The 26,477-nt window shown below is 69.9% G+C and carries 28 protein-coding genes; 15 read left to right on the top strand and 13 right to left on the bottom strand.

Features of this window, described 5'->3' with window-relative positions:
- The first annotated feature begins 68 nt into the window (after window positions 1-68).
- The 4 genes from sodN to ACIQBL_RS04440 all read left to right on the top strand — a co-directional run bounded on the left by sodN (window position 69) and on the right by ACIQBL_RS04440 (window position 2,272).
- A complete protein-coding gene (gene sodN, locus ACIQBL_RS04455) occupies window positions 69-464 on the top strand; it encodes a superoxide dismutase, Ni (protein WP_019058247.1) in 396 nt (131 codons plus the stop codon).
- Window positions 465-635: 171 nt separating this feature from the next.
- Window positions 636-1,046 carry a helix-turn-helix transcriptional regulator gene (locus ACIQBL_RS04450; RefSeq protein ID WP_401936633.1) on the top strand — a complete coding sequence of 137 codons (411 nt, stop codon included), beginning with the start codon at window positions 636-638 and terminating at the stop codon, window positions 1,044-1,046.
- 10 nt (window positions 1,047-1,056) lie between these two features.
- Window positions 1,057-1,473, top strand: coding sequence for a VOC family protein (locus tag ACIQBL_RS04445; RefSeq protein WP_043674377.1), 417 nt, complete (start codon window positions 1,057-1,059; stop codon window positions 1,471-1,473).
- 43 nt (window positions 1,474-1,516) lie between these two features.
- Window positions 1,517-2,272 (top strand): VOC family protein, encoded by a 756-nt coding sequence (locus tag ACIQBL_RS04440; RefSeq protein ID WP_401936631.1) that lies wholly within the window; start codon window positions 1,517-1,519, stop codon window positions 2,270-2,272.
- A 4-nt stretch (window positions 2,273-2,276) separates the two neighbouring features.
- Here ACIQBL_RS04440 and ACIQBL_RS04435 read toward each other — a convergent pair whose 3' ends face one another.
- The 5 genes from ACIQBL_RS04435 to ACIQBL_RS04415 all read right to left on the bottom strand — a co-directional run bounded on the left by ACIQBL_RS04435 (window position 2,277) and on the right by ACIQBL_RS04415 (window position 6,234).
- Complete coding sequence (locus tag ACIQBL_RS04435; RefSeq protein WP_401936628.1) at window positions 2,277-2,621, bottom strand: DUF952 domain-containing protein; 345 nt, start codon at window positions 2,619-2,621, stop codon at window positions 2,277-2,279.
- 9 nt (window positions 2,622-2,630) lie between these two features.
- Window positions 2,631-2,828 (bottom strand): hypothetical protein, encoded by a 198-nt coding sequence (locus ACIQBL_RS04430; protein WP_401936625.1) that lies wholly within the window; start codon window positions 2,826-2,828, stop codon window positions 2,631-2,633.
- 4 nt (window positions 2,829-2,832) lie between these two features.
- Complete coding sequence (locus tag ACIQBL_RS04425) at window positions 2,833-3,438, bottom strand: GNAT family N-acetyltransferase (protein ID WP_401936623.1); 606 nt, start codon at window positions 3,436-3,438, stop codon at window positions 2,833-2,835.
- Between the two features lie 172 nt (window positions 3,439-3,610).
- A complete protein-coding gene (locus ACIQBL_RS04420; protein ID WP_401936620.1) occupies window positions 3,611-4,714 on the bottom strand; it encodes a family 2 encapsulin nanocompartment cargo protein polyprenyl transferase in 1,104 nt (367 codons plus the stop codon).
- A gap of 113 nt (window positions 4,715-4,827) precedes the next feature.
- A complete protein-coding gene (locus ACIQBL_RS04415) occupies window positions 4,828-6,234 on the bottom strand; it encodes a family 2B encapsulin nanocompartment shell protein (protein ID WP_401936617.1) in 1,407 nt (468 codons plus the stop codon).
- Window positions 6,235-6,532: 298 nt separating this feature from the next.
- Between ACIQBL_RS04415 and ACIQBL_RS04410 the strand changes: the two genes are divergently transcribed.
- Window positions 6,533-7,123 carry an N-acetylmuramoyl-L-alanine amidase gene (locus tag ACIQBL_RS04410; RefSeq protein WP_401936615.1) on the top strand — a complete coding sequence of 197 codons (591 nt, stop codon included), beginning with the start codon at window positions 6,533-6,535 and terminating at the stop codon, window positions 7,121-7,123.
- 39 nt (window positions 7,124-7,162) lie between these two features.
- Entirely contained in the window at window positions 7,163-8,068 is a 906-nt protein-coding gene (locus ACIQBL_RS04405; RefSeq protein WP_401936613.1) for a 1-aminocyclopropane-1-carboxylate deaminase/D-cysteine desulfhydrase, read from the top strand.
- A gap of 21 nt (window positions 8,069-8,089) precedes the next feature.
- Here ACIQBL_RS04405 and ACIQBL_RS04400 read toward each other — a convergent pair whose 3' ends face one another.
- The gene (locus ACIQBL_RS04400; RefSeq protein WP_401936610.1) at window positions 8,090-9,685 is read right to left on the bottom strand and encodes a Na+/H+ antiporter; all 1,596 of its coding nucleotides are present in this window, start codon (window positions 9,683-9,685) and stop codon (window positions 8,090-8,092) included.
- A gap of 62 nt (window positions 9,686-9,747) precedes the next feature.
- On the opposite strand from ACIQBL_RS04400, the gene ACIQBL_RS04395 reads away from it, so the two are divergent.
- The 3 genes from ACIQBL_RS04395 to ACIQBL_RS04385 all read left to right on the top strand — a co-directional run bounded on the left by ACIQBL_RS04395 (window position 9,748) and on the right by ACIQBL_RS04385 (window position 11,821).
- Window positions 9,748-10,008: a UBP-type zinc finger domain-containing protein gene (locus ACIQBL_RS04395; RefSeq protein WP_266772430.1), complete on the top strand. Its 261-nt coding sequence runs from the start codon at window positions 9,748-9,750 to the stop codon at window positions 10,006-10,008.
- Between the two features lie 266 nt (window positions 10,009-10,274).
- Window positions 10,275-10,688 carry an anti-sigma regulatory factor gene (locus ACIQBL_RS04390; protein ID WP_004925829.1) on the top strand — a complete coding sequence of 138 codons (414 nt, stop codon included), beginning with the start codon at window positions 10,275-10,277 and terminating at the stop codon, window positions 10,686-10,688.
- Window positions 10,689-10,705: 17 nt separating this feature from the next.
- Window positions 10,706-11,821: an RNA polymerase sigma factor SigF gene (locus ACIQBL_RS04385; RefSeq protein ID WP_401936606.1), complete on the top strand. Its 1,116-nt coding sequence runs from the start codon at window positions 10,706-10,708 to the stop codon at window positions 11,819-11,821.
- Window positions 11,822-11,834: 13 nt separating this feature from the next.
- Here ACIQBL_RS04385 and ACIQBL_RS04380 read toward each other — a convergent pair whose 3' ends face one another.
- Window positions 11,835-12,290, bottom strand: coding sequence for a hypothetical protein (locus ACIQBL_RS04380; RefSeq protein WP_401936604.1), 456 nt, complete (start codon window positions 12,288-12,290; stop codon window positions 11,835-11,837).
- A 116-nt stretch (window positions 12,291-12,406) separates the two neighbouring features.
- Here ACIQBL_RS04380 and ACIQBL_RS04375 point away from each other — a divergent pair, with 116 nt between their 5' ends.
- Window positions 12,407-13,375 (top strand): diacylglycerol/lipid kinase family protein, encoded by a 969-nt coding sequence (locus tag ACIQBL_RS04375; RefSeq protein ID WP_401936602.1) that lies wholly within the window; start codon window positions 12,407-12,409, stop codon window positions 13,373-13,375.
- Window positions 13,376-13,694: 319 nt separating this feature from the next.
- Window positions 13,695-13,952 (top strand): WhiB family transcriptional regulator, encoded by a 258-nt coding sequence (locus ACIQBL_RS04370; RefSeq protein ID WP_006142322.1) that lies wholly within the window; start codon window positions 13,695-13,697, stop codon window positions 13,950-13,952.
- 167 nt (window positions 13,953-14,119) lie between these two features.
- Here the strand turns inward: ACIQBL_RS04370 and ACIQBL_RS04365 are convergent, their stop codons facing one another.
- Window positions 14,120-15,586 carry a sensor histidine kinase gene (locus tag ACIQBL_RS04365; RefSeq protein WP_401937044.1) on the bottom strand — a complete coding sequence of 489 codons (1,467 nt, stop codon included), beginning with the start codon at window positions 15,584-15,586 and terminating at the stop codon, window positions 14,120-14,122.
- 358 nt (window positions 15,587-15,944) lie between these two features.
- Window positions 15,945-17,015 carry an SIS domain-containing protein gene (locus ACIQBL_RS04360; protein WP_401936599.1) on the bottom strand — a complete coding sequence of 357 codons (1,071 nt, stop codon included), beginning with the start codon at window positions 17,013-17,015 and terminating at the stop codon, window positions 15,945-15,947.
- A gap of 181 nt (window positions 17,016-17,196) precedes the next feature.
- Here ACIQBL_RS04360 and nagB point away from each other — a divergent pair, with 181 nt between their 5' ends.
- Window positions 17,197-17,982: a glucosamine-6-phosphate deaminase gene (gene nagB / locus ACIQBL_RS04355; RefSeq protein ID WP_401936597.1), complete on the top strand. Its 786-nt coding sequence runs from the start codon at window positions 17,197-17,199 to the stop codon at window positions 17,980-17,982.
- Between the two features lie 108 nt (window positions 17,983-18,090).
- Here nagB and ACIQBL_RS04350 read toward each other — a convergent pair whose 3' ends face one another.
- The 4 genes from ACIQBL_RS04350 to ACIQBL_RS04335 form a co-directional block, all read right to left on the bottom strand.
- Window positions 18,091-19,599 (bottom strand): glycoside hydrolase family 3 protein, encoded by a 1,509-nt coding sequence (locus ACIQBL_RS04350; RefSeq protein WP_401936594.1) that lies wholly within the window; start codon window positions 19,597-19,599, stop codon window positions 18,091-18,093.
- A gap of 9 nt (window positions 19,600-19,608) precedes the next feature.
- Window positions 19,609-20,472 carry a carbohydrate ABC transporter permease gene (locus ACIQBL_RS04345; protein ID WP_401936593.1) on the bottom strand — a complete coding sequence of 288 codons (864 nt, stop codon included), beginning with the start codon at window positions 20,470-20,472 and terminating at the stop codon, window positions 19,609-19,611.
- Window positions 20,469-21,452, bottom strand: a complete 984-nt coding sequence (locus ACIQBL_RS04340) for a carbohydrate ABC transporter permease (RefSeq protein WP_401936591.1) — start codon at window positions 21,450-21,452, stop codon at window positions 20,469-20,471. Before ACIQBL_RS04340 ends, ACIQBL_RS04345 begins: the two co-directional genes overlap by 4 nt.
- Window positions 21,453-21,549: 97 nt before the next feature.
- Window positions 21,550-22,836: an extracellular solute-binding protein gene (locus ACIQBL_RS04335; protein ID WP_401936588.1), complete on the bottom strand. Its 1,287-nt coding sequence runs from the start codon at window positions 22,834-22,836 to the stop codon at window positions 21,550-21,552.
- A gap of 309 nt (window positions 22,837-23,145) precedes the next feature.
- Between ACIQBL_RS04335 and ACIQBL_RS04330 the strand changes: the two genes are divergently transcribed.
- From ACIQBL_RS04330 to ACIQBL_RS04320, 3 genes are all read left to right on the top strand, one after another.
- On the top strand, window positions 23,146-23,910 hold the full coding sequence (locus tag ACIQBL_RS04330; RefSeq protein WP_043674441.1) for a GntR family transcriptional regulator: 765 nt from the start codon (window positions 23,146-23,148) through the stop codon (window positions 23,908-23,910).
- A gap of 68 nt (window positions 23,911-23,978) precedes the next feature.
- On the top strand, window positions 23,979-26,126 hold the full coding sequence (locus ACIQBL_RS04325) for a carbon starvation CstA family protein (RefSeq protein WP_401936585.1): 2,148 nt from the start codon (window positions 23,979-23,981) through the stop codon (window positions 26,124-26,126).
- Window positions 26,098-26,310, top strand: a complete 213-nt coding sequence (locus ACIQBL_RS04320; RefSeq protein ID WP_401936583.1) for a YbdD/YjiX family protein — start codon at window positions 26,098-26,100, stop codon at window positions 26,308-26,310. The genes ACIQBL_RS04325 and ACIQBL_RS04320 overlap by 29 nt, the downstream gene beginning before the upstream one ends.
- Window positions 26,311-26,477 lie beyond the last annotated feature (167 nt).

Below are 26,477 nucleotides of genomic sequence, written 5' to 3'. Positions count from 1 at the left end.
TCGCGAAATCAACTTCTCCAGGGAGTAATGTCCCACCTGAGAAGACGATCACGAGGAAGGAACGCTCCATGCTTTCCCGCCTGTTTGCCCCCAAGGTGAAGGTCAGCGCGCACTGCGACCTGCCCTGCGGTGTGTACGACCCGGCCCAGGCCCGCATCGAGGCGGAGTCGGTGAAGGCCGTGCAGGACAAGATGGCCGCCAACGACGACCCGCACTTCCAGGCGCGCGCCATCGTCATCAAGGAGCAGCGCGCCGAGCTCGCGAAGCACCACGTCTCGGTGCTCTGGAGCGACTACTTCAAGCCCCCGCACTTCGAGAAGTACCCGGAGCTGCACCAGCTGGTCAACGACACCCTGAAGGCCCTCTCGGCCGCCAAGGCGTCCACCGACCCGGCGACGGGCCAGAAGGCGCTCGACTACATCGCCCAGATCGACAAGATCTTCTGGGAGACCAAGAAGGCCTGACACCCAGTCGGCCCATCCCGACCGGCGATCGGTGCACCATCGCAGGTCAGCGGGCATGGGGAAGGGGTCCCGCCGGTTCACCGGCGGGACCCCTTCGTCGTTCCTCACGTCAGCGACGGTATCCCGGACCTCCGGCACCGACCCACCGGCACCCGTGCCATCCTGGACGACGTGAACCGCGACGACCTCGTACGGCTGCGCCAGGCCCGTGACCGGATGAACCGCGAGTACGCCGAGCCGCTCGACATCGCCTCGGTCGCGCGGACCGCGCTGATGTCGCCGGGCCACTTCCAGCGGAGCTTCCGCGCCGCGTACGGGGAGACGCCGTACAGCTATCTCATGACCCGGCGGATCGAGCGGGCCAAGGCGCTGCTGCGGCGCGGCGACCTCAGTGTGACCGAGGTGTGCATGGCCGTCGGCTGTACGTCCCTCGGTTCCTTCAGCTCCCGTTTCACCGAACTGGTCGGGGAGACCCCGAGCGCGTACCGCGCCCGTTCCCACGAGGCCGGTGCGGTCATCCCGTCCTGTGTGGCCCGCACCTTTACCCGGCCGAACCGGGCGGGACCGCCGCTGCGCCCCTAGCCTGTCGTCCATGGATCTCAAACTCCGCCAGTGCTTCATCGCCGTCGACGACCACGACAAGGCGCTCGCCTTCTACTGCGACGTCCTGGAGCTGGAAATCCGTAACGACGTCGGTTTCGAGGGCATGCGGTGGGTGACCGTGGGGTCGCCGTTGCAGCCGGACGTGGAGATCGTCCTGGAGCCGCCGGCCGCGAACCCGGACGCCTCGCCCGCCGACAAGCAGGCCATGGCCGAACTGCTCGCCAAGGGCACCCTGCGCGGGGTCAACTTCACCACCGCCGACTGCGACGCCCTCTACGCCCGCGTCCAGGAGTCCGGCGCCGAGGTGGTCCAGGAGCCGACGGACCAGCCCTACGGTGTCCGCGACTGCGCGTTCCGCGATCCGGCCGGGAACATGCTGCGGTTCATGGAGCGGAGCGGGGACTGAGCGCGGCGGGGGCGGGTCGCGTGCCCCGGCTTACGATCACGCCATGAGCACCCCCGCCGGCCTCCGCTGGACCTATGCCTTCGTCGACCGCCCCCTCGCGCTCCTCGACCCCGCCCGCGCCTTCTGGACGGCCGTCACGGACACCCGGCTGTCCCAACCGCGCGGTGAGCGGGGCGAGTTCGTCACCCTGCTGCCGGAGGAGGGGACGGACGCCTGCGTGAAGATGCAGGGCGTCGGATCCGGCCCGGGCGGTGCTCATCTCGACTTCTCGGTCGAGGACGTGCCGGCGTTCGCGGAGTCCGCGCTGCGGCTGGGCGCGGACACCGTCGCCGAGCACGACGGCTGGGCCGTACTCCGGTCCCCCGCCGGGCAGTTGTTCTGCGCCGTCCCCTGGCACGGCGAGTCCGTACGACCGCCCGTCGTGGCCGGCACCCGCCTCGACCAGGTGTCCCTCGACATCGGACCCGGCTCCTACGACGCCGAAGTCGCCTTCTGGAGCGCCCTGTTGCCCGACTGGGCGTCGCTGTCGGGCGCGCTCCCCGAGTTCCATGTGCTCAAGCCCCCGGCCGGCCTGCCGATCCGCATCCTGCTGCAACGCCTCGGCGAGGAACGCCCCGCCTCCGCCCACCTGGACCTGGCCTGCGCCGACATCGGCGCGACCACGACCCGGCACGAGCGGCTCGGCGCGGCCGTCGTCTCCCACGGCAGGCACTGGACGGTGATGCGCGACCCGGCGGGCGGCACGTACTGCCTGACGGGCCGCGACCCGGAGACCGGCGGGCTGCCCGCCCGCGCCTGACGGCTCACCCCGCCCACACCTCGACCCCCACGACCGCGTCCACCGGAATCGGCCCGTACACGTGCGGGAACTCCTCCCCGCCCGGCTTCGGCGCCTCGTACTTCAGCGGTGCCGTGAGCCGTCCCGGGTCCACGACCAGGACCACCAGGTCGTCGGGGCCGTCGTAGGAACCGTACAAAAAGGCTGCCACGCGCGGGAGTTGGGCGCGGGTCGAGCAGTGGATGAAGCCCTCCTCCTGGAGGGTGCGGCCACGGGTCGACCACTCGAACGCGCCGCGCTCGCGGGCCGCGTCCCAGAGGGCGCGTTCGGTGATGTGGAGGATCGGGGCGGTGGGTTCGTGTTCGGGCATGGGGTCACGCTACGACTTCGGGTCGGGCGGGGTTCGCGGCCCCGGTTCGTCCGGCTCGGCGCCCCGGCGGACGTAGTCCTCGCACTCGGGGTTCCGGCACGGGCCCGCCACCCACTTCGGTACCCATGCGCCGAGCGTCTTGTACCGCCGGACGACGGTGGCCACGGGCCGTCCGCAGGCGGGACAGGTGTGCTGTTCGCTGCCCATGTCCTCAGCGTAGAGCCGCGCGGGGCTCGCGCCACATCGGATACATCTGCGGGCCGCCCGGGAGGTCGAGGGTGCGGTCGGTGAACGCGTAGCCGAGCCGCTCGTACAGCTTCGTGCTGCGTTCGCTGCTCGCCTCCAGGTACGCGGACAGGCCCTCGCGGTCGCAGCGGTCCAGGACGTGCCGGATGAGCGCGGCGCCGAGGCCCTCGCCCTGGCGGCCGGGTGCCACGGCGATCATCCACAGGTACTCGTGGGCGCGGCCGGTGGGATGCCCCTCCTCCATGAGCCGGGCGATCGTCTCGACCCGCTCGTTGTCGGGGTCGACCGCCTCCCGCAGTTGTACGGCGTCGTCCTCACCGCTCTCCGGGTGCGCCTGGGCCGGTACCGACAGCCACAGCGCGCACCCCGCGCCGTCCTCGGCGAGGTCGATGCGGCCGTCGGCGAACACGGCGTCGGCGAAGGCGCCCATCAGCTTGTGGTGGGTCGCGCGGCGGTACTCGGCCTCGGGGAAGATCCAGCCGCTCACCGGATCGTCCTGGAACGCCTCGTCCAGCAGTCGCACGACCACCTCCCGGTCGCCCTCGCCCGCCGCCCGTATCGCCACGCCCATGTCCCGCCCCCAACGTCTCAACAGTCGTATTCCGTACGGGTGTTGAGCCTATCCGGATTTCGGCGCAGGGGGCGGGCCCCGCGCACCGTGGGGATGCGCGGGACCCGCCGGTCCGGAGCCCCGGTGGCCGTGCGGAGTCAGGGCCGCACCGCTCCCGAGGGCTCCGGAGTCGTCAACTGCTGCGCCGGGTCACGAACTCGGCCAGCGCGAGCAGTCCGCCCGCGTCCTGCGGGTCCGGAATCGCCCGGGCCAGCTCCTGCACGGCCCGTGCCATGTGGTCGGCCGCCTGGGCCTGCGCCCAGTCCCGGCCGCCCGCCCGTTCGACGGCGAGCGCGGTGCGCTCCAACTCCCCCTCCTCGTACGGCATTCCGTACAGCTCCGCGAGTTCCGCGGCCGCCGGTGTGCCCGAGGTGAGCGCGGCGACCACGGGCAGGGACTTCTTGCGGACGGCGAGATCGGCGCCGGCCGGTTTGCCGGTGTGGCGGGGGTCGCCCCATATGCCGATGACGTCGTCGATCAGCTGGAAGGCGAGCCCGGCCTGGCGGCCGAACGCGTCCAGCGCCTCGACGTCCTCGGCGGACGCCCCCGCGTACAGCGCGCCCACGGCGCAGGCGCAGCCGAGCAGCGCCCCGGTCTTGGCCTCGGCCATGGTGAGCACCTCGTCGAGGGTGACCTCGCCGGGGCCGACACCCTCCATGGCGGTGTCCGCGTGCTGGCCCTCGCAGAGCTCGACGACGCAGTCCGCGAGCCGGGCCGCCGCGGCCGAGGACGCCGGGTGCGGGTCCTCTGCGAGCAGCCGCAGGGCCAGCGCCTGGAGGGTGTCCCCGGCGAGGATCGCGTCGGCGTCGCCGAACACGGTCCACGCGGTGGGCCGGTGCCGGCGGGTGGTGTCCCGGTCCATCACGTCGTCGTGCAGCAGCGTGAAGTTGTGGACCAGCTCGACCGCCGCCGCGGCTCGCAGCGCGCCCGCCCGGGCCCGCTCGCCGCCGAGCGCGGCGGCGGCGGCGAGGACGAGGGCGGGGCGGATCGCCTTGCCGGCGTTGCCCGCCGCCGGTGTGCCGTCCGCGTGCTCCCACCCGAAGTGGTACAGCGCGATCCGGCGCATCGAGCCGGGCAGCGAGTCGATCGCCGAACGCAGCTCGGGGTCGACGGTCGTCCGGGCCCCCTCCAGGATCACCACCGCCTCGTGCCCGTCGGACGGCGGCGCCGACGGTGTCCCGTCGAGCGCCCGCGTCCCGTCGGCGGGCTGTTTCGTCTCCGTCCCGAACTCGGCCATGGGGTCCCCCTCGGAGAGTCCGCGGACGGCGGCGTTTCCGCTGCGGCTGAGCACATGTGACCGGGGTGTACCCGCCCTGACGGGCGGGGACACCGCGTCCAGCTGCTGAAACGTCACCTCCAGCGGCCGATCTCGACGTTCTCCAGGACGCCGAGGGCGTCCGGCACCAGGACCGCCGCCGAGTAGTAGGCCGTCACCAGGTATTTGATGATCGCCTGTTCGTTGATGCCCATGAAGCGCACCGACAGGCTCGGCTCGATCTCGTCCGGGATGCCGGCCTGCTGGAGGCCGATGACGCCCTGGTCGGCCTCGCCGGTACGCATGGCGATGATCGAGGTCGTGCGCCGGTCGCTGACCGGGATCTTGTTGCACGGGTAGATCGGCACGCCTCGCCAGGTCGGGATGCGGTTGCCACCGACGTCGATGGACTCCGGGACCAGTCCGCGCTTGTTCAGCTCGCGGCCGAACGCGGAGATCGCGCGCGGGTGGGCGAGGAACAGCTTGGTGCCGCGCCGCCTGCTGAGCAGCTCGTCCATGTCGTCGGGGCTGGGCACCCCGTCGTGGGGCTGGAGCCGCTGGTCGTACTCACAGTTGTTGAGCAGGCCGAACTCGCGGTTGTTGACCAGCTCGTGCTCCTGGCGCTCCTTCAACGCCTCGACGGTGAGCCTCAGTTGCTGCTCCGTCTGGTTCATCGGCTGGTTGTAGAGGTCGGCCACGCGCGAGTGGATGCGCAGGACGGTCTGGGCGACGCTCAGTTCGTACTCGCGCGGCCGGGCGTCGTAGTCGACGAAGGTGTGCGGGATGTCCGGCTCGCCGGAGTGGCCCGCGGCGAGGTCGATGGCCTTCTCGCCGTACTTGTTGGTGCGCTGCTCGGGGATCGCACGCAGCTGCGTGAGGTGTTCGCGGAGGCTGTCGGCGCGCTCCGCGACCATCTCGACGTCCCCGCGGGCCAGTACGAGCACCGTGCAGGCGGTGTCCGCGCGGGCCGTGTACTCCCAGATGGCGGCCGGGTCGAGCAGGCCCTGGTCGCCGAAGTAGGCGCCGTCGGCGAGGACTCCGAGGACCGTGTCGTCGCCGTAGGGGCCCGTGCCGATCTTCTCCACCCTGCCGTGCGCCAGCAGGTACACCTCGTCGGCCTGGCTGCCGAACGACGCGATCGCCTCCCCCGGGGCGAACTCGCGCTGCCGGCAACGGGTGGCCAGCTCCGAGAGCACCTCCTCGTCCTCGTAGTCCCGCAGCGCGGGCAGCTCGCCCAGCTCCGCGGGGATGACCTCGACGCGGTCGCCGGTCTTCACGAATGTCACCCGGCCGTCGCCGACCGAGTAACTCAGTCGTCGGTTCACCCGGTATGTACCACCCTGCACGTTCACCCACGGCAGTGTGCGCAGCAGCCAGCGCGAGCTGATCTCCTGCATCTGCGGCGCGGACTTCGTGGTGGTGGCCAGGTTCCGCGCAGCCGCCGTGCCAAGGCTCTGCTGCGGCTTGTTCTGCTCCGCGCGGACCTCTTCGCCTACCGACATAGAGAAATGCCCTCCCCATTCATGCCGGGCACGGGTGCGCCCGGCATCGTTCTCGCGCACCAGCCTTCCTCACGGAGCGTGCAGATGCTATTACCCGAAAGAGCGGGAATGGATCTTCAACAGCTGGGCACGGGGGCCATTTGGGTCGAATGCTGTTCGAGTGGCTGCCGGTGCCTCCGTTGTCCGGATCGGCTCGCACGCCGTACGAACAAGTCGTACGTACTGGATTTTTTCGGTACAAGCAGCGATAACAGGCGGCCGTGCACGTCGGCCGTCGCACAGTGCGAAGGAGGCGTTCATGGCCTCACCCATGTCCGCGGGCGGTTTCCTGGCCGGCCTGCGAGCGGAGGGCGTCACCGTCGTCGAGGTCGGCGACTGGGAGCACCACAACCGCAACCACAAGGGCCCGTGGGGCCCCGTCCACGGCGTGATGATCCACCACACGGTCACCAAGGGCAGCGCGGGCACGGTGGAGCTGTGCCGCGAGGGCCGCCCCGACCTGCCCGGCCCGCTGTGCCACGGCGTCATCACCAAGGACGGCACCCTCCACCTGGTCGGCTACGGCCGCGCCAACCACGCGGGCCTCGGCGACGACGACGTCCTGCGCGCGGTGATCGCCGAGAAGGCGCTGCCGCACGACAACGAGGCCAACACCGACGGCAACCGGCACTTCTACGGCTTCGAGTGCGAGAACCTCGGCGACGGCGAGGACCCCTGGCCCGAGGCCCAGTTGGAGACGATCGAGAAGGTCTGCGCGGCGCTCTGCCGCCACCACGGCTGGTCGGAGCGGTCGGTGATCGGCCACCTGGAGTGGCAGCCCGGAAAGGTGGACCCGCGCGGGTTCACGATGGACTGGCTGCGCGAGCGGGTCCGCGACCGGCTGAAGTGACCCCCGGGTGACACCGGCGACCTGGGTGACAATGGTGCCGTGACCAGCCCCGACCTCGCCGCCCTGCGGCCCCGGCTCCCCTCGCCGGTGCAGGAGATCGCGGACGGGCGTTTCGGCCGGCACGGCATCCGGCTGCTGCTGAAGCGGGACGACCTGATCCACCCGGACCTGATCGGCAACAAGTGGCGCAAGCTCGCGCCGAACCTCACGGCGGCGGCCGGACGTACGGTCGTCACGTTCGGCGGCGCCTACTCCAACCACCTGCGCGCCACCGCCGCCGCGGGCCGCCTCCTGGGTCTGCGCACGGTCGGTGTGGTCCGCGGCCAGGAGCTGGCGGACCGCCCGCTCAATCCGTCGCTGGCCCGGTGCGCGGCCGACGGGATGCGCCTCCACTTCGTCGACAGGTCGACCTACCGGCGCAAGACGGAACCGGAGACGCTGGCCGGCCTCCTGCGCGCGGTGGACGCGGAGGACGCGTACGTCGTCCCCGAGGGCGGCAGCAACTCCCTTGCCGTACGCGGCTGCCGGGCCCTGGGTGAGGAACTGCGCGCGCGTGCCGACGTCGATGTCGTCGCCCTCGCCTGCGGGACCGGCGGCACGCTGGCCGGACTGGCCGCCGGACTCGCCCCCGACCAGCGCGCCTTGGGGATACCGGTCCTCAAGGGCGGCTTCCTGACCGCCGACATAGAGAGCCTGCAACGGCACACTTTCGGTGGCCGACGGGGCGACTGGTCACTCGACGACCGCTTCCATTTCGGGGGCTACGCGCGCGTGCCGACCGAACTCGACGCCTTCGCCCAGGACTTCGAGGACCGGCACGGACTGCCCGTCGAGCGTCTCTATGTCGCCAAGTTGCTCTACGGACTTGTCGCGCTGGCCGACGAGGGCGCGTTCCCGCGCGGGAGCACGGTTGGAGCGATCGTCACCGGGCGGCCGTTCCCGTAGGACGCCGGGCCCCGACGATCGCTAGGCCGCCTCCCGATAGGCCGCCGCCTCCTCCAGGTCCAGCCTGCGCAGCAGGGTGCGGAGCATCTCGTCGTCGATGTAGCGGCCGTCGCGCAGGCGGACGAACATCGAGCGTTCGGCGCTGATCATCTCGCGGGACAGGCGGCGGTAGGTGTCGTCGACGGTCTCGCCGGTGACGGGGTTGGTGGCGCCCAGGCGCTCCCAGACGGCGTTGCGGCGGCGCTCCAGGACCTCGTGGAGGCGGTCGGCGAGCGGAGGGGGCAGGGCGTTGCGTTCGTCCTCCAGGAGGGCCTCCAGGCGTTTTTCGGCGACTCGGGACGCCTGCGCCTGGGCGTTGGCCTCCGCGAGCGTCTCGGCCTGCTGGTCGCGCCCGGGGAATCTCAGCAGCCGGATGATCGGGGGCAGGCTCAGCCCCTGCACCACCAGGGTCCCGATGACCGTCGTGAAGGTCAGGAACAGGATGAGGTTGCGCTGCGGGAAGGCGCCGCCGCCGTGCACGGTGAGCGGGATCGAGAAGGCGATGGCGAGCGAGACCACGCCTCTCATGCCGGCCCACGCGGTGGTCATCGCCCCCTTCCAGGTGGGGTTGTCCTCGCGTTCCCTGATCCGCGCCGAGAGCATGCGGGGCAGGAAGGCCGCCGGGTACACCCACACGAACCGGGTCACGACGACCACCAGGAAGACCGCGATCGCGTACCAGGCGGCGTCCAGGCCCCGGTACTCGCCAAGTCCCTTGAGGACCACCGGCAGTTGCAGCCCGATCAGCGCGAACACCGCCGACTCCAGGACGAAGGCGACCATCTTCCACACCGCCTCCTCCTGGAGACGGGTCGCGAAATCGACCTCCCACGCGCGGTGGCCCAGATACAACGCCACGACCACGACGGCGAGCACCCCGGAGGCGTGCACCTGCTCGGCGACCGCGTAGGCGACGAACGGGATCAGCAGGGAGAGCGTGTTCTGCAGGAGCGCCTCCTTGAGGTGCGTGCGCAGCCAGTGGATCGGCACCATCATGATCAGGCCGACGCCGACACCGCCGACGGCCGCGAGCAGGAACTCCCAGATACCGCCGGCCCAGGTGGCGCCCTCGCCGACCGCCGCCGCGAGGGCCACCTTGTAGGCGGTGATCGCGGTCGCGTCGTTCAGCAGGGACTCGCCCTGGAGGATCGTCGTGATCCGCGAGGGCAGTCCGACCCGGCGGGCCACCGCCGTCGCCGCGACCGCGTCCGGCGGCGCCACCACCGCGCCCAGCACCAGCGCCGCGGTCAGCGGCAGCCCCGGCACGATCAGGTACGCGGCCCAGCCGACGACGAACGTGGCGAAGAGCACGTAGCCGACCGACAGCAGTGCCACGGGCCGCACTTGGGCCCGCAGGTCGAGGTACGAGCTGTCGGTGGCCGAGGTGTACAGCAGCGGGGGCAGCAGCAGCGGCAGCACGACCTCCGGGTCGAGGGTGTAGTCGGGCACCCCGGGGACGTACGAGACGACCAGCCCGACCGCGACCAGGAGCAGCGGTGCCGGTACCGGGGTGCGCCGGGCCGCGGCGGCCACCACCGCGCTTCCCGCCACCAGCAACAGCAGTGGCATCACGTCCATCGTCCTCGCCCGCCCTCGTTTTTCCGCGCGGCCAACCGCACAGCCGTCGTAATCTGGCAATCATGAAACAGTGCACGCACGCCGACGCGCTGCCGCTCCCGGAGCCGGGGCCGCAGAGCGAGACCTGTCTTGAGTGTCTGGCGGCCGGCACCCACCCGGTGCAGTTGCGACTGTGTCTCTTCTGCGGCCATGTCGCCTGCTGCGACTCCTCGCCCGCCCGCCACGCCACAGCACATCACAAGGACTCCGGGCATCCGGTGATGCGGACGTTCGAGCCCGGGGAGAGCTGGCGCTGGTGCTTCGTCGACCACGTCCTCCTGTGACGCCGTAATCCGACCGCCGGTTTCGACGGTTCGACCGTCTGACGTCTGGGTACGTCAACCCGGCGCGCGCTCTTCCCAATTGGGCCCGCAGGACCCCTAGCCACGGAGCGTATCCGTAGGTTTACTATGAGTGACAGCGTGGGGTTGGGGTCCCGGGGACAGAAAAGTTCGGAGCGCGGTAGCGTCACCGCTGAACCAAGTATCGCGTTACCCCGGGGGGCGACCCCTGGGCCCCCGAAAGAGCTTGTACCACCTTGGAGGTGAGGGTGTCCCAGATCGCAGGCGAGCCCGCGACCCAGGACTTCGTGGAAGTCCGGCTGCCGGCTGCGGGTGCCTACCTGTCGGTGCTGCGTACGGCCACGGCCGGCCTCGCGGCCCGTTTGGACTTCACCCTCGACGAGATCGAGGACCTCCGCATCGCGGTGGACGAGGCCTGCGCGATCCTGCTCCAGCAGGCCGTGCCGGGCTCGGTGCTCAGCTGTGTCTTCCGCCTCGTGGACGACTCGCTCGAAGTCACCGTCTCCGCCCCGACGACGGACGGTCACGCCCCCTCGCGCGACACCTTCGCCTGGACCGTGCTCTCGGCCCTGGCGGGCAAGGTCTCATCGGCGGTCGACGAGGACAAAACCGTTTCGATCAGCCTCTACAAACAGCGCGGCGCGGGACCCGGGCCGGCGTGAGGAACGGGGACGGGCCGGTGCGGGACGAAGAGCGCGGCACACGGGAGCCGCCGGCCGAGGGCGGCCCGGGCACATCCCGCCTCACGGCGGACGGCAGCCCCCTCGTGCCGCGCGGCGGAATCCCGGAACAGGCCCGGCCGCACCCGGAGGAAGAACCCTCGGAGGCCGGTTTGACGGACGACGGTCAACGTGAGCAGGACGGTGCTGTGCGTATTGGTGGGGTCTCCCCCGCACCCGGGGGTCCCTCCGCTCAGGCTGGGTCGAGCGCGGGGGAGGAGGCGACAGCTCGGGGAAGGGCGACGGGCGGGACGATGAGCGAGCACGAGCGAAACGCCGAGGACAGCGTGCAGAGCACACCGAGCGTGCACAGCACGCGGCACGAGGACCGCAGCGGAGCGCGCGCCCTCTTCATCGAGCTGCGCACCCTCAAGGACGGCAGCGTCGAGTACGCGGAGCTGCGCAACCGGCTGGTCCGTATGCACCTGCCGCTCGTCGAGCACCTCGCGCGCCGCTTCCGCAACCGCGGCGAGCCGCTGGACGACCTGACCCAGGTCGCCACCATCGGCCTGATCAAGTCGGTCGACCGCTTCGACCCGGAGCGCGGCGTCGAGTTCTCGACGTACGCGACCCCGACGGTCGTCGGCGAGATCAAGCGGCACTTCCGCGACAAGGGCTGGGCGGTGCGCGTCCCGCGCAGGCTCCAGGAGCTGCGCCTCTCGCTGACCACGGCGACGGCGGAGCTCTCGCAGCGGCACGGCCGTTCCCCCACGGTCCACGAGCTGGCCGAGAAGCTGGGCATCTCCGAGGAGGAGGTCCTGGAGGGCCTGGAGTCGGCGAATGCCTACTCCACGCTGTCCCTGGACGTCCCCGACACGGACGACGAGTCCCCGGCGGTCGCGGACACGCTGGGCGCCTACGACGAGGCTCTGGAGGGCGTCGAGTACCGGGAGTCGCTCAAGCCGCTCCTGGAGGACCTGCCGCCCCGGGAGAAGCGGATTCTGCTGCTCCGGTTCTTCGGCAACATGACGCAGTCGCAGATCGCGCAGGAGGTCGGCATCTCGCAGATGCACGTGTCCCGGCTGCTGGCCCGGACACTGGCCCAGCTGCGGGAGAGGCTCCTCGTCGAGGAATAGGCCTCCGCCGAGGTCAGCTCTTCGGCTCCTCGGTACGACCGGGCCCTCGGATTCCGAGGGCCTGTGTCGTCGCCGGGTTCACCAGCAGCACCAGCGAGGCGATCGCGACCACCGCGAGGGCGATACCGGCCGGGATGGCCACGCTGTCGGCCTGGAGCAGGTTGTAGGCCAAGGGCAGCGCCATGACCTGGGTGATGACGGCCGGGCCCCGGCTCCAGCCGCGCCGGCCGAGCAGCCCGCGCGCGGCGAGCAGCGGCAGCAGCGCGAGCACCGCCAGGGTCACGCCACCGGTCACGGCCTGCTGCCGGTCGTCCGGCTCGCCGGTGAGACCCAGGACGAGCATCCACACCCCGGCGACGGCCGGGGCCAGACCCTCCAGCGCGACGAGGAGCGCCGCGTAGGTCAGGCGGCGCGGACGGGGTCCGTCGGGGCCGTCGGTCTCCGGGGCGGGGGTCTGCTCAGCGCTCACCCCAGAAGGGTAGCCCTCGGGAAAGGGCCCCAGGTGTTCAGGCTCACGCCGTCTCCTCTTACCCAACGCCTACCTCGGTATGGGACGAGTACCCCCCAGTAGGTACGCTGCAACTCATGCGTGCACTTCTCGTGGTCAATCCGGCGGCAACCACCACAAGCGCACGTACGCGCGACGTCCTGCTCCACGCGCTCGCCAGCGAGATGAAACTCGAGGCGGTCACCACGGAGTACCGAGGCCACGCCCGCGACCTGGGCCGGCAGGCCGTGGAGAGCGGGAACGTCGACCTGGTCGTGGCCCTCGGCGGCGACGGCACCGTCAACGAGGTGGTCAACGGCCTGCTGCACACCGGCCCCGACCCGGAGCGCCTCCCCGGCCTCGCCGTGGTCCCCGGCGGCTCCACCAACGTCTTCGCCCGCGCCCTGGGCCTGCCCAACGACGCCGTGGAGGCCACCGGCGCCATCCTGGACGCCCTGCGCGAGGGCCGCGAGCGCACGGTCGGCCTCGGGCTGACCTCCGGGACGCCCGGCACCGAGGACGAGGCCGTGCCGTCCCGCTGGTTCACCTTCAACGCGGGGCTCGGATTCGACGCGGGGGTGGTCGGGCGGGTCGAACAGCAGCGTGAGCAGGGCAAGAAGTCCACGCACGCGCTCTACGTGCGCCAGGTGGTCCGGCAGTTCCTCGGTGAGCAGCACCGCAGACACGGGACGATCACCCTGGAGCAGCCCGGCGAGGACCCGGTCACCGATCTCGTACTGGCCATAGTCTCGAACACGACCCCCTGGACTTACCTGGGCAATCGCCCGATGTACACGTCACCTAAGGCGTCGTTCGATAAAGGACTCGACGTACTCGGTCTCACCCGTCTGTCCAGCGCCGCGGTTGCCCGGTATGGCACCCAGTTGCTCACTTCGTCCCCCGAGCGTGGACCCCACGGCAGGCACGCTGCGGCTCTGCACGACCTGAGTGAGTTCACCTTGCATTCGAAGGTCCCGTTGCCCCTCCAGATGGACGGCGACCACCTCGGACTGCGTACGAGCGTGACGTTCACAGGCGTACGCCGTGCACTGCGTGTGATTGTGTGAGCAGAAAGGGCTGAAGTCCTTTCACTCGAACGTTTAGACCAGGGTCCACCCCATGGAAGTACGGCTGTGACCTAGTCGACACCGAGGAATCAAAAAAAACTTTCCGGTAGGGGTTGTATCCGCCGCTGAGGTTTGCGAGTCTCTACGTGGCGATCGAGACGGCCCGCAACACCGGCCTCCACGGATCACCGGAACCCCTCTTCAATCCACAGGACCCCGTCAGCGAACCTGGCGTTCGGCCCTTCACTTGTTGAGGGATTCGTGAAAGCGTTCACATTCACAAGCAACCCGCACGTAATACCAAGGAGAGGTAGCAGCCATGGACTGGCGTCACAACGCCGTTTGCCGCGAGGAAGACCCCGAGCTCTTCTTCCCCATCGGCAACACCGGTCCTGCGCTGCTGCAGATCGAGGAAGCCAAGGCCGTCTGCCGTCGCTGCCCCGTTATGGATCAGTGTCTGCAGTGGGCGCTCGAGTCCGGCCAGGACTCCGGCGTCTGGGGTGGTCTCAGCGAGGACGAGCGCCGCGCCATGAAGCGCCGCGCCGCTCGCAACCGTGCCCGTCAGGCCTCCGCCTGACGTTCACCCCGCTAACAGCCTGAGCTTGGCGGCGCGTACAGCGCGTACGCATCTCCCGCCCCCGAGCCGCAGCGCGCAGTACCCCCGATTGCGCATAGCAACGAGCGACTGGCCCCGGATCACCCAGTGATCCGGGGCTCTTTGCTGCAATCACAGGCGCGCGTACGTCACTTGTGCGCCTGCACCGGCACGTCCAGGATCACCCGGGTCCCCCGCTCCGGCCCCGCCACCATGTCGAACGTGCCGCCCAACTCGCCTTCCACCAGCGTCCGTACGATCTGCAGACCCAGATTGCCCGAGCGGTGCGGGTCGAAGCCTTCGGGGAGTCCTACGCCGTCGTCCTGCACGGTGACGAGAAGGCGGGCGTCCTTCGAAGTGCCGCCGCGGACGGCCGAGACCTCGACGGTGCCGGTCTCGCCCTCGCGGAAGCCGTGTTCCAGGGCGTTCTGCAGGATCTCGGTGAGCACCATGGAGAGCGGGGTCGCGACCTCGGCGTCCAGTATTCCGAAGCGTCCGCTGCGCCGGCCGGTGACCTTGCCCGGGGAGATCTCGGCGACCATCGCGAGCACCCGGTCGGCGATCTCGTCGAACTCCACACGCTCGTCCAGGTTCTGGGACAGCGTCTCGTGCACGATCGCGATCGAACCGACCCGCCGTACGGCCTCCTCCAGCGCCTCCCGGCCGCGCTCGGAGTCGATCCGGCGGGCCTGGAGTCGCAACAGGGCGGCGACCGTCTGGAGGTTGTTCTTCACCCGGTGGTGGATCTCCCGGATGGTCGCGTCCTTGGTGATCAACTCCCGCTCGCGGCGCCGCAGTTCGGTGACGTCCCGGAGCAGCACCAGTGAACCGATGCGGGTGCCCTTGGGTTTGAGCGGGATCGCCCGGAACTGGATCACCCCGTCGCGCGCCTCGATCTCGAACTCGCGCGGCGCCCAGCCGCTGGCGAGCTTGGCGAGCGCCTCGTCCACCGGGCCCCGGGTGGGGGCGAGTTCGGCGGTGGTCGTGCCCAGCGGCTGGCCGACGAGGTCGGTGGCGAGGCCCATCCGGTGATACGCCGACAGGGCGTTGGGCGAGGCGTACTGCACGATGCCGTCGCCGTCGAGCCGGATCAGTCCGTCGCCGACGCGCGGCGAGGCGTCCATGTCGACCTGCTGGTTCGGGAACGGGAAGGAACCGGCCGCGATCATCTGCGCGAGGTCGGACGCGCTCTGCAGGTAGGTGAGTTCGAGGCGGCTCGGGGTGCGCACGGTGAGCAGGTTGGTGTTGCGCGCGATGACACCCAGGACGCGTCCCTCCCGTCGTACCGGAATCGACTCGACACGGACCGGGACCTCTTCGCGCCACTCCGGGTCGCCCTCGCGCACGATCCGGCCCTCGTCCAGGGCCGCGTCCAGCATGGGGCGGCGGCCACGGGGGACGAGGTGGCCGACCATGTCGTCCTGGTAGGAGGTGGGGCCGGTGTTCGGCCGCATCTGGGCGACGGAGACATAGCGGGTGCCGTCGCGCGTGGGGACCCACAGGACCAGGTCGGCGAAGGAGAGGTCGGAGAGCAGCTGCCACTCCGAGACCAGCAGGTGGAGCCACTCGAGGTCGGAGTCGTCGAGTGCGGTGTGCTGGCGTACGAGTTCGTTCATGGAGGGCACGTGTGCGAGCGTACCCGCCGGTCTGTACCTGTCCTAAAAACACCCGCGGGCCGCGGCGCCTGGGAGGGACCCTCGACCCTCCCGGCACCGCAGCCCGGAGCAGCAACGGCCACGGGGTGTGCGGTCCCGATCGGCCGATGGATGAGGAGCCGGGGCAGTCAGGGCAGAGAGCCTCGGTTCCTCGGTCCGTCTTCCTGTGCGGGGAAGACGGAGGCTTGCGTCACTGACACATTGTGGACTAGACCACATTCGGTGTCCATGCTTTGAAGGCTGTGGGAAAGCCTAACCGTGTCGGGTCCTGTGCGGGACTGATTGGTCATGGGAATTTCCACGGCCGGCACATGGGGACTCAGCGGGTCTCCGTCACCTTGGCAAGGGCGCGGGGCGCGTCGGGGTCCTGGCCGCGGGCGATGGTGACCTCGTAGGCGAGGAGTTGCAGCGGGAGGATCTCCAGGACGGGCTGGAGTTCCTCGGGGACGCCCTCGACGGGCAGGACGAAGCCGGCCGAGGCCTGTTCGACCTGGCCGGCCGGGCCGATGACGACGAGGTCGGCGCCCCGGCCGCGGAGCCGGTCGAGCACGGGCTGGAGGGCGGTGCCGCCCTTGCCGTCGGTGACGACCGCGATGACCGGGGAGACGTTGTCGACCATGGCGAGGGGGCCGTGCAGGAGGTCGGCGCCGGAGTAGGCGAGGGCGGGGATGTAGCTGGTCTCCATCAGCTTGAGGGCGGCTTCCTTCGCCGTGGGATAGCCGTAGCCGCGGGAGGTGATGACCATGCGTTCGGCGAAGCGGTAGCGGGAGGCGAGGGTGCGGATCTCGTCCTGCCGGGCGAGGAGCTGCTCGGCGAGGTCGGGCAGTGCCTTGGCCGCCGCGCCGTCGCCGCCGCGAAGACCCTCGACGAAGAGATAGAGCGCGAGGAGGGAGGCCGTATACGTCTTGGTCGCGGGGAGGGCCTTCTCCGGTCCGGCCATGATGTCGATGTGGTACTCGGATACGGCGGCCAGCGGCGAGTCCGGGTTGTTGGTCACGGCGACCGTGATCGCGCCGGCCTCGCGGGCGGCGCGGGTCGAGGCCACCAGGTCCGGGGAGCCGCCGGACTGACTGACGGTGACGACGAGGACGTCGGTCAGGTCGGGGCGGGCGCCGTAGGCCGTGGTCGTCGACATCGAGGTGAGTCCGCAGGGCAGGCCGAGGCGGATCTCCAGGAGGTACTTGGCGTAGAGGGCGGCGTTGTCGGAGGTGCCGCGGGCGGTGAGGAGCACGAAGCGGGGCCTGCGGGCGGCCACCTCCTGGGCGACCTGCCGGATGCGCGGGGCGCCCTCGTCCAGGATGCGGCGCAGGACGGCGGGCTGTTCGGCCATCTCGCCGGCCATGATCCGGCCGGGGAGTTCGTTCTGGGGAGCCGGGGTCGTGGCGGTCATGCGGGGTCCTCCGGAGGTCGGTCGCGGCTGTGGTGCGGTGTCCATTTCACCCCTTCTTCCACGGCGGTGCCCGTGCGGGGTGGTGGGACACGGATCACCCTGGGAGGGCGGAACCGATTCTGTTAGATTGACCCACGATTGGTCTAAACCACATGGTTCTCTTCAGAACGGCAGGCCCAGCGTGGAAGTTGTCATCGTTCCGGACGCCAAGTCGGGCGGCGAGCTGATCGCCGAGGCCATGGCACAGCTGCTCCGGCGCAAGCCGGACGCCCTTCTCGGCGTGGCCACCGGGTCGACGCCGCTGCCCATCTACGAGGCGCTGGCGGCGAAGGTCCGCGCCGGGGTCGCGGACACCTCGCGGGCGCGGATAGCCCAGCTCGACGAGTACGTGGGGCTGCCCGCCGAGCATCCGGAGTCGTACCGCTCGGTGCTGCGGCGCGAGGTGCTGGAGCCGCTCGGGGTCGGGACCGACGCGTTCCTCGGGCCGGACGGGACAGCCGAGGACGTGCAGGGGGCGTGCGAGGCGTACGACCGGGCGCTGGGCGAGGCCGGCGGGGTGGATCTCCAGGTGCTGGGGATCGGGACCGACGGGCACATCGGGTTCAACGAGCCGTGTTCGTCGCTGGCCTCGCGGACGCGGATCAAGACGCTGACCGAGCAGACGCGGGTGGACAACGCGCGGTTCTTCGACGGTGACATCGAGCAGGTCCCGCACCACGTCATCACGCAGGGCATCGGCACGATCCTGGAGGCCCGGCACCTGGTGCTGCTCGCGACCGGCGAGGGCAAGGCGGACGCGGTCGCCGCGACCGTGGAGGGACCGGTGGCCGCGGTGTGCCCGGCGTCGGCACTGCAGTTGCACCGGCATGCGACGGTCGTGGTCGACGAGGGCGCCGCGTCCAAGCTGAAGCTCGCGGACTATTTCCGGCACACGTTCGTCAACAAGCCCGACTGGCAGGGGATCTGAGGCGCGGGTTCCGTGGTTGTACGCCGGTGCCGGGCCCCCTCGTGGAGGGCCCGGCACCGGTGTGTTCGGGGGTGTTCCCCCGGTCGGGGTCGCTCCCCCGGCTCGTGGTCACGCCCCCGCGATGACCTCCGCCGCCGCCTGTCCGCAGACGCGGGCCGCGCCGTGGGTGGCGATGTGGAGGGCGCCTCGGGGAGCGGCCTGCGGTACGCCCATCTCGACCACGACGGTGTCGGGCCGGGCCGCCAGCACGGTGTCGAGGGTCGCCGCCATCCACGGATGCCGGTGTTCGTCCCGGACCACGGCCACGATGCGCCGCGTCCCGGCCGCCGCCAGCACCGCGGCCCCCGCGTCCTCGCCGGCGAAGTTCCCCGTCTCCGTACCGGGCAGCCTCCTGGCCAGCTCGACACCCACACCCCAGGGTGTCTCGTCGCCGACGGCGATGTTGGCGACGGGGGTGAGAAGGGCGACGTACGGCGGTTCGGTGAGGGGGGTGAAGCCTTCGGCGCCGGTGGCCGTGCGGGCCCGGCGGGCGGCCACCAGACCGATGTCGACGCGCGTCACGTCCGGTGCGGGGGCGGAGGCCTCCTCCGCGGCCGGCGCCGGCGCCGAAGCCGTCCACCGGGCCAACGCCCGTACCCGCTCGGCCGCTTCGGCCAGGCGTTCCTCCGGGAGGTCGCCCGCGCGCACCGCTCCCACCAGCGCGTCCCGCAGCCGTCGTACCGTCTCGTCGTCCGCGAGGCCTCCGCCCACGCAGATCGCGTCGGCGCCGGCGGCGATCGCCAGGACGCTGCCGCGTTCGATGCCGTAGGTGGCGGCGATGGCCTGCATTTCCATGCCGTCGGTGACGATGAGACCGTCGTAGCCGAGTCGGCCGCGGAGGAGGTCGGTCAGGATGCGGAGGGAGAGGGTGGCCGGGCGGTCCGGGTCCAGGGTGGGGACCAGGATGTGGGCGCTCATCACCGCGCGGGTGCCGGCGGTGATGGCCGCGCGGAACGGGAGCAGTTCGCGCCGGTCCAGGACCGAGGACTCCGCGTCGATGCGCGGCAGCGCGTGGTGGGAGTCGACGGCCGTGTCGCCGTGGCCCGGGAAGTGTTTCGTGCAGGCGGCGACGCCCGCCGACTGGAGGCCGGTGACGTAGGCGGCCGTGTGCCGGGCGACCAGTTCCGGGTCGGAGCCGAAGGAGCGGACGCCGATGACCGGGTTGGAGGGGTTGGAGTTGACGTCGGCGGAGGGGGCCCAGTTCAGGTTCACTCCGCAGGCGGCGAGTCTGCGGCCCAGTTCGTGGGCCACCGCCCGCGTCAGGTCCACGTCGTCCACCGCGCCCAGCGCGTGGTTGCCCGGGAAGGACGAGCCCGTCCGCACCTCAAGGCGCGTGACGTCTCCGCCCTCCTCGTCGATCGCGACCAGTACGTCGTCCCGTTCGGACCGCAACTGGGCGGTCAGAGCGGAGAGTTGCTCGGGTGACGCGATGTTGCGGCCGAACAGGCCGACCGAGGCCAGGCCTTCGCCGAGGCGCCTCAGCAGCCAGTCGGGGGCCGTGGTGCCGGGGAAGCCGGGCTGCAGGACGGTGAGGGCGTCGCGCGTCAAGGTGTCGGTACCGCTGGCGAATGTCGTCATCGGTTGGCGTTATCCCTTCACAGCGCCGGCGGTCAGCCCCGCGGCCATCTTGCGCTGGACGATGAGGAAGAGGACGACGATCGGCACGGCCATCATCGTGGCGCCGGCCATCATCGGGGCGTACTCGGTGCCGTGCTTGGTGGTGAAGTTGCCGAGCCAGACGGTCGCCGTCTGGTGCTCCTGGCTGAGCAGCATGAGGGCGTAGAGGTACTCGTTCCAGGCCTGGATGAAGCCGTAGACCGAAGTCGCCACCATGCCGGGGGCCAGGAGGGGGAAGACCACGCGGATGAAGGCGCCGGTGCGGGAGCAGCCGTCGACCATGGCCGCCTCCTCCAGCTCCTTCGGGATGTTGACGATGAAGCCGCGCAGGGTCCACACCGTGAACGGGAGGATGAAGGTCAGGTACGTGATGACCAGGCCGGAGAGCTTGTCGTACTGGTCGAGGTCGTTCAGGAGCAGGAAGACTGGGATGATCATCGAGACCAGCGGGACCATCTGGACCGCGAGGATGCCGACGATCACGATCTTGCGGCCCCGGAAGGCGAAGCGGGAGATGGCGAGCGCGGCCAGCAGGCCGACGATCACGCCGATCACGACCACCGACAGGGACACGATGAGGCTGCGGCCGACCGGGCCCCAGAAGTCGGCGATGTCCAGCGCCCGGCGGAAGTTGTCGAGTGTGATGCCGGTGGGCAGCAGGCTCGGGTCCGGGTCGATGGCGTCCCGCGCCGGCTTGAACGCCGTGTCGAGCATCCAGTAGAGCGGGAAGCCGACGACGACGAAGACGAGCAGGCCGACGAGGTTCCAGCCGAGCTTGGACTTCCGGCGCCCACCGCTCGTCCTCCGGGGCGCATCGGTCGTGAGCGCGCTCATTCGACCTCTCCGATCTGAAGCATCTGGCGCATGTAGACGGCGACGACACCGAGCAGCAGCACCACGGTGACCAGGGCGATCGCCGAGCCCTGCCCGTAGTCGTTGACGACGAACGCGCGGTCGTACGAGTAGGTGCTCAGCAGTTGGAAGTCGGCCTCGGGGTGGCCGCCGCGCATCACGAACACCTGGGGGAAGACGCCCATGTCCCAGATCACCGACAGGGTCGTGAGCATCACGATGATCGGCTTGAGGATGGGCAGGGTGACGTACCGGAAGACGCCCCACGCGCCGGCGCCGTCGAGGCGAGCGGCCTCCTCCAACTCCTGGGGGACCTGGGTGAGTCCGGCGCTGAGGGTGATCACCACGAAGGGCACCGCGCCCCACACCACCAGCAGCATGATGACGAGGAGGCCCTGCGTTCCGCTCGCGAACCAGTTGTGGCCGATCATGTCGACGCCGGGCAGCCTGCTGAGCAGGGCGTTGAAGATGCCGTAGTCGGAGTCGAAGAGCCACTTGAAGACAGTGGTCGCGACGATGACCGGCATGCCCCAACTGGCCACCAGGACAATGTTGATGAGGGTCTTCATCCAGCCGGAGACCTTCTGCTGGAGCAGGGCGAGTGCCATGCCGGCGACCATCGTGAAGACGACCGAGCCGGCCGCGAAGACGATCGTGCGGACGACGACGCCCCAGAACTCGCCGTCGCCGAGGACCCCGGAGAAGTTGTCGAAGCCGACCCACTCGGCGGGCTTGAAGCCCCACAGCTGGGACTGCCCGAAGGACTGGAAGGACAGCGTGACCAGGCGGACCAGCGGATAGCCCATGACCAGGGCGAGGATGAGCAGACAGGGCGCGAGCAGCAGCCAGGGGATCCCGGCCGCTCTCGACGTCCGGTTTCTGCGGGCCGCGTCGGGGACGCGCGGTGGCGGCGCCTGCCGCTGTGGCGGCACCTTGGCGGGGGTGGTCGTGTCGGCACTCATCGCGCGCTCCTCAGCGATCCCTCAGGTCGTACGGCCGTACGTGAGGCAGGGCCCCGACCCGAGGAAACCTCGGGTCCAACAGGGCCCTGCACTCAGCTCACTTGGTGTTGATGACCTTGTCGATCGCGGTGTCCGCGGTCTTCGCGGCGTCCTCGACCGACTGCTTGCCGGTGCCGATGTCCTGCAGCATGGTCTGCAGGATCTGGGCCTTCTCGACCTGGCCCCAGCCCGGTGCCATCGGGACGAACCAGTTGGACTCGGCCGCGGTGGCCGGGACCGCCGTCGCGGGGTCGCTCTTCAGCGTCGCGAGGTCGGTCTTGTTGTTCGGCAGGTTGCCCTTGGCCATCAGGCCCTTCTGGCCGGAGGGACCGGTGAAAGCGTTGATCCACTCGGCGGCGAGGGCCTGCGCCTTGGACTTGACCGGGATGGCCAGGTCCGAACCGCCCAGGAACACGGGCATGTTCTTGCCGGACGGGCCGGGCATCACGAAGTTGACGAGGCCGGTCTTCAGCTTGCCGCCGGTCTTGTCGTTCTTCGGGTCGGCGGCGGTCGCGCCCTCCCACGCGGCGGCGAAGATCATGGACGCCTTGCCCTGGCCGTAGACGATGTAACGGTCGGACTCGTCCTTGGTCTTGTCGCCGTGCATGTACTTGTCGATGACCGACTTCCACTCGTTGAGCCCCTTGACGGACTCGGGCGAGGAGAGACTGGCCTTCCACTCGCTGCCGGACTGGGTGGCGATGGCGCCGCCGGCGTCGTAGACGAAGGACATGGCCGCGTACCAGTCACGGGTGGGCTGGTACCAGGCGCTGAACTTGCTGCCTTCCTTCTTCTGGATCTTGTCCAGGTCGGCGGTCAGCTCGGTGTACGTCGTCGGGGGCGTCTTGATGCCGACCGAAGCGGCGATGTCCTTGCGCCAGTTGGCGACGCGGCCACCGGCGTAGTAGGGGACGCCGTAGGTCTTGCCGTCGTAGGTCACGGAGGCCTTGAGGCCGTCGAGCCAGGCGGAGGAGTTGGTGAACTTGGCCGGGTCCACGGGGGCGAAGGCGCCCTTGACCATGTAGCCCAGCATCTCGGTGTTGCCCATCTCGACCACGTCGGGGGCCTTGTCGGTGGCGAGGACCGCGTCGAGCTTGGTGTTCTTGTCCGGCCAGCCGTAGTACTCGTGCTTGATCTTGACGCCGGGGTGCGCCTTCTGCACGGCCGCGTCGGCCGCCTTCACCAGCTGGGGCCAGTTGTTCTGCGCGTCGACGGTGAGCCAGACGGTCAGCTCCTTGGCGTCGGCGCCGCTGTTCGAAGAGCCTTTGTCGCCGTTGCCCCCGCACGCCGCGATGGAGACCATCATGCCCGCGATACCGATCGCGGCTATGAGCTTGCGCTTCACGCCACCCTCCTCAGGGATGCCTGCCACACCTCCCGCCCATGGGCCGGGACCTGAACCAATGGTGTAGACCAGTAGAGGGAGCTTGGACCAGACCACAGGACCTGTCAAGAGTTCACGAAACGCCTCTGACCAGCCGTTATGCGACCTACATATGCAGGAACCTTTAAGTAAGAAGGCAGCGAAAACAACCGCGCCGGAGTACTCTCTTCCGCTAGACCACTTGGCGTTGTGGACTAGACCAAAAGAGACGGCGACGGTATACAGAAGGGATCACGAAGTGACCCTTGTCCGGAGCCGGGAAGGCAGAGCATGAGCACCGAGGTCAGCAGTGCGGAGAACGAGGGTGGGGCCACCGTCCGCACCGCGCGTGTGCCGAAGTACTACCGCCTGAAGAAACACCTGCTCGACATGACGGAAACGCTGGCGCCCGGCACGCCGGTCCCGCCCGAGCGCACCCTGGCCGCGGAGTTCGACACCTCGCGCACGACCGTCCGCCAGGCCCTTCAGGAACTGGTCGTCGAGGGCCGCCTGGAGCGCATCCAGGGCAAGGGCACGTTCGTCGCCAAGCCGAAGGTCTCGCAGGCCCTCCAACTCACCTCGTACACCGAGGACATGCGCGCCCAGGGCCTCGAACCCACCTCTCAGCTCCTGGACATCGGCTACATCACCGCCGACGACACCCTCGCCGACCTGCTCGACATCACCGCCGGCGGCCGGGTCCTGCGCATCGAGCGCCTCCGCATGGCCAACGCCGAACCGATGGCCATCGAGACGACCCACCTCAGCGCGAAGCGCTTCCCCGCCCTGCGCAGGTCGTTGGTCAAGTACACGTCCCTGTACACCGCGTTGGCCGAGGTCTACGACGTCCATCTCGCCGAGGCCGAGGAGACCATCGAGACCTCCCTGGCCACCCCGCGCGAGGCCGGCCTCCTCAGCACCGACGTCGGCCTGCCCATGCTGATGCTCTCCCGCCACTCCCTCGACAAGGAGGGCAAGCCGGTGGAGTGGGTGCGGTCGGTGTACCGGGGGGACCGGTACAAGTTCGTGGCGCGACTCAAGCGCCCACAGGACTAGGGGACTTACGGAGTTACCGGGGTTGCTCTACGTTCCTCCCGTCGCCGCATGGACGGGAGGACTCCCCGGTGCGTACCGCGAACGTCCGAACCATCGTCGTCTGGACCCTCGTCGCGCTCGTCGCCGCGGCGGGCTGGTCCGTCCTCGCGCTGGCGCGGGGCGAGAACGTGTCGGCGGCCTGGATGGTCGCCGCCGCGCTCGGCTCGTACGCCATCGCCTACCGCTTCTACGCCAAGTTCATCGCGTACAAGGTTCTGAAGGTCGACGGCACCCGGGCCACCCCGGCCGAACGCCTCGACAACGGCATCGACTTCCACCCCACCGACCGCCGCGTCCTGCTGGGCCACCACTTCGCCGCGATCGCCGGCGCCGGACCGCTCGTCGGACCCGTACTGGCCGCGCAGATGGGCTACTTGCCCGGCACGATCTGGATCATCGCGGGCGTCGTCTTCGCGGGCGCGGTCCAGGACATGGTGGTGCTGTTCTTCTCAACCCGGCGCGACGGCAGGTCACTTGGCCAGATGGCCCGCGAGGAGATCGGCCCCTTCGGCGGCGCCGCCGCGCTCCTCGCCACCTTCGCCATCATGATCATCCTGCTCGGCGTGCTGGCCCTGGTCGTCGTGAACGCGCTGGCCTCCTCCCCCTGGGGCACCTTCTCCATCGGCATGACCATCCCGATCGCCCTGCTGATGGGCTTCTATCTACGGGTACTCCGCCCCGGCCGCGTCTCCGAGGTCTCCCTCATCGGCGTGGCCCTGCTGCTGCTCGCCCTGGTCGCGGGCCGCTGGGTCGCCGAGTCGTCCTGGGCCGGCGCGTTCACGCTCGCGCCCTCGACCCTGGTCGTGTGGCTGGTGGCGTACGGCTTCGTCGCCTCGATCCTCCCCGTCTGGACCCTGCTCGCCCCGCGCGACTACCTCTCCACCTTCATGAAGATCGGCACCATCGCCCTGCTCGCGATCGGTGTCGTGGTCGCCCTGCCCGCCCTGAAGATGCCAGCCGTCACCGACTTCGCGAAGCACGGCAACGGCCCGGTGTTCGCCGGCTCCCTCTTCCCGTTCGTCTTCATCACGATCGCCTGCGGCGCCCTGTCCGGCTTCCACTCGCTCATCTCCAGCGGTACGACACCGAAGATGATCCAGAAGGAAACCCAGATCCGCGTGATCGGCTACGGCGCGATGCTGATGGAGTCGTCCGTCGCCGTCATGGCACTGGTCGCCGCGAGCATCATCGACCCGGGTCTGTACTTCGCGATGAACGCCCCCTCGGGCGCGATCGGCACGACCGTGCAGAACGCCTCGCAGGTGGTGAGCAGTTGGGGTTACCACGTCTCCCCCGCCGACCTCGCGCAGGCCGCGAAGAACGTCGACGAGGCCAGCCTGCTGTCCCGCACCGGCGGCGCGCCCACCCTCGCGGTCGGCGTCTCGGAGATCTTCTCCAAGGTCACCGGCGGGAGTCTGCGCGCCTTCTGGTACCACTTCGCGATCATGTTCGAGGCGCTGTTCATCCTGACCGCGCTGGACGCGGGCACGCGCGTCGGCCGGTTCATGCTCCAGGACATGCTGGGCAACCTCTACCGCCCCTTCAGGAAGGTGAGTTGGAAGCCGGGCCTGGCACTGACGAGCGCGATCGTGTGCGCCCTGTGGGGCTACTTCCTCTGGGTCGGCGTCCACGAACCCCTCGGCGGGATCAACCAGCTCTTCCCGATCTTCGGCATCTCCAACCAGCTGCTGGCCGCCGTCGCCCTGGCCGTCTGCACCACCCTCCTGGTGAAGTCCGGCCGCCTCAAGTGGGCCTGGATCACGGGGATTCCGCTCGTCTGGGACGCGACGGTCACCCTGACCGCGAGCTGGCAGAAGGTGTTCTCCAGCGACCCGAAGGTCGGCTTCTTCAAGCAACGGTCCGTGTTCCAGGACGCGATCGACGCGGGCAAGGTCCTGCCGCCCGCCAAGAGCATGGACGACATGCACACCGTCGTCACCAACTCCACGGTGGACGGCGTACTTTCGGCCATTCTCGCCGTGCTGGTCGTGGTCGTCATCACGGACGCCCTCCGCGTCTGCGTTCGACACGTCCGCCGCCCGGCGCTCTCCTCGCTGAGCGAGACGCCGTACGTCGAGTCGAGGATCGTGGCACCGGCCGGGCTGATCCCGACCCGGGAGGAGAAGGAACAGGAGGCGGCGGCGCGCGATGTGGTCGGCGTTCGGACGGGCGGTTAGCGGAGTGGCCGGTGGAGTGCGCTGGTATGTCCGGGAGTTGACGGACGAGTCGGCGTACGAGCGGTATGTCGCGCACGTACGCCGGCACCACCCGGACACGGACGTCCCGGACCGCCGCACCTTCGAACGGATGCGGACGGACCGCCAGGAGGCCGACCCGAGGCGGGACTTCCGCTGCTGCTGACCCTCGCCCGACCTCTACCTGCCCCTTGCCTGCCCCTGCTTTTGACACCGATGTCAGGCCTTCACTAAATCGACATACCGATATGCGGACGGGGTCTTTCGCCGCGATGATTCCGTGACCTACATTGCCTGCGCGTTACACAGGTGATCAGTGAGGGGACGGAGCCG

This window comes from Streptomyces sp. NPDC088350 (assembly GCF_044753545.1).
Taxonomy (GTDB): domain Bacteria; phylum Actinomycetota; class Actinomycetes; order Streptomycetales; family Streptomycetaceae; genus Streptomyces.
Note: the sequence above shows the minus strand (reverse complement) of the source record. Positions and strands in the feature narration are given on the sequence as shown.